This is a genomic window from Alishewanella sp. HL-SH05, assembly GCF_052655985.1.
The window spans coordinates 1-2500 of sequence record NZ_CP199753.1; the positions used below are offsets into that span (position 1 = coordinate 1).

Genomic DNA, 2500 nt, shown 5'->3' on the forward strand with positions numbered 1-2500 from the left:
AGTTTTGAGTTTTGAGTTTTGAGTTTTGAGTTTTGAGTTTTGAGTTTTGAGCATGATGGTGACGTCCCGTTAAAAATTTGTCTAACGGCGTACTTCGTTACTCGGAACAATTCGAGCTAACTGCTTTAATTGCCTTTTACTATTCTTAAGTACCAAATCGCATGGCGACAAATTCCTCAGGAACGAATTTGGACTGCCGCAGGCAGGTCGCGAAGCGATGCAGGCCAAGGATGGCTTTGCTCAATGCCACCAGCGCCGCGAGGCGCTTCAACACAAAAAGGCTTACCCGTTAGGATAAGCCTTTTGCTTGAATGAGGTGCCTTCATGCCCTTCGCAGAGCTCAGGGCGTTCAGCCGGCGTCAAACCAAACTGTTGGCTTGTCGTCTCCCGGCTTCACCGTACTACTTTGCTCACCCCTTGCCTGGGGTTCGCCGCTGCGCGGCCAGCTAAAGCTGTCCAAAAACGTTCCAGACGTTTTTGTCGCATGGTGTCGCCCGGCTCGAGCAGTGCACCGGCTAGGGTATTTCAACCAATAAAAAAGCCCCACTCTTGCGAGTAGGGCTTTTCTATTGAATGAGGTGCCTGGCGGTGTACTACTCTCGCATGGCGAATGCCACACTACCATCGTCGCAGCTGCGTTTCACTTCTGAGTTCGGAATGGAGTCAGGTGGTTCCACAGCGCTATTGCCACCAGGCAAAAACTTGTAGGGAACACGTTTTAACGCACTTTAGTGCTGCCCGTTAGGGTCAAATCCATGGAAGGATTTGATAAAAACGTATTCCAATATTCGGCAATCTGATAAGTAAATTCACACTGTATTCTTTTCTTAAAACATCTTGGGCGTTGTATGGTTAAGCCTCTCGGGCAATTAGTATGAGTTAGCTTAACGTGTCACCACGCTTCCACAACTCACCTATCAACGTTGTGGTCTTCAACGACCCTTTAGTAGACTCGAAGTCTAAGGGATGACTCATCTTGTGGCCGGCTTCCCGCTTAGATGCTTTCAGCGGTTATCCGTTCCGAACGTAGCTACCGGGCAATGCCATTGGCATGACAACCCGAACACCAGCGGTTCGTTCACTCCGGTCCTCTCGTACTAGGAGCAACTCCACTCAATCATCCAACGCCCACGGCAGATAGGGACCGAACTGTCTCACGACGTTCTAAACCCAGCTCGCGTACCACTTTAAATGGCGAACAGCCATACCCTTGGGACCGACTTCAGCCCCAGGATGTGATGAGCCGACATCGAGGTGCCAAACACCGCCGTCGATATGAACTCTTGGGCGGTATCAGCCTGTTATCCCCGGAGTACCTTTTATCCGTTGAGCGATGGCCCTTCCATACAGAACCACCGGATCACTATGACCTACTTTCGTACCTGCTCGACGTGTCTGTCTCGCAGTTAAGCTGGCTTCTACCATTACACTAACCGTACGATGTCCGACCGTACTTAGCCAACCTTCGTGCTCCTCCGTTACTCTTTAGGAGGAGACCGCCCCAGTCAAACTACCCACCAGACACTGTCCGCAATCCCGATTCAGGGACCTACGTTAGAACATCAAACATACAAGGGTGGTATTTCAAGGACGGCTCCATCAGAACTAGCGTTCCAACTTCAAAGCCTCCCACCTATCCTACACATGTAGGGTCAATGTTCAGTGCCAAGCTATAGTAAAGGTTCACGGGGTCTTTCCGTCTAGCCGCGGGTATACGGCATCTTCACCGCAATTTCAATTTCACTGAGTCTCGGCTGGAGACAGCCTGGCCATCATTACACCATTCGTGCAGGTCGGAACTTACCCGACAAGGAATTTCGCTACCTTAGGACCGTTATAGTTACGGCCGCCGTTTACCGGGGCTTCGATCAAGAGCTTCGCTTGCGCTAACCCCATCAATTAACCTTCCGGCACCGGGCAGGTGTCACACCCTATACGTCCACTTACGTGTTTGCAGAGTGCTGTGTTTTTAATAAACAGTTGCAGCCAGCTGGTCACTGCGACTCTCCAATGCTTACACCGCAAGGGCTTCACATCAAAGAGCGTACCTTCTCCCGAAGTTACGGTACTATTTTGCCTAGTTCCTTCAGCCGAGTTCTCTCAAGCGCCTTGGTATGCTCTACCTGACCACCTGTGTCGGTTTAGGGTACGGTCACCAATACCTGAAGCTTAGAGGCTTTTCCTGGAAGCATAGCGTTAGCAACTTCGTTACCTTAGTAACTCGTCTCGTGTCTCAGTCTTAAGAAACCGGATTTTCCTAGTCTCTCAACCTACACACTTTCACGCGGACTACCAACGCCGCGCTTGCCTAGCTTTCTCCGTCCCCCCATCGCAGTATTGGCCGGTACAGGAATATTAACCTGTTTCCCATCGACTACGCCTTTCAGCCTCGCCTTAGGAGCCGACTCACCCTACCCTGATTAGCATGGGATAGGAACCCTTGGTCTTTCGGCGGGGAAGTTTTTCACTCCCCTTATCGTTACTCATGTCAGCATTCGCA

The 2500-nt window shown here is 50.8% G+C and carries 2 rRNA genes (1 of these 2 cut by a window edge); both read right to left on the minus strand.

The features are described from left to right. Window positions 1–580: 580 nt before the first annotated feature. Window positions 581–695, minus strand: a 5S ribosomal RNA gene (gene rrf / locus ACUJFL_RS00005). Between the two features lie 153 nt (window positions 696–848). Continuing rightward, window positions 849–2500: ribosomal RNA gene (locus ACUJFL_RS00010) — 23S ribosomal RNA — on the minus strand; it runs 1233 nt beyond the window's last position.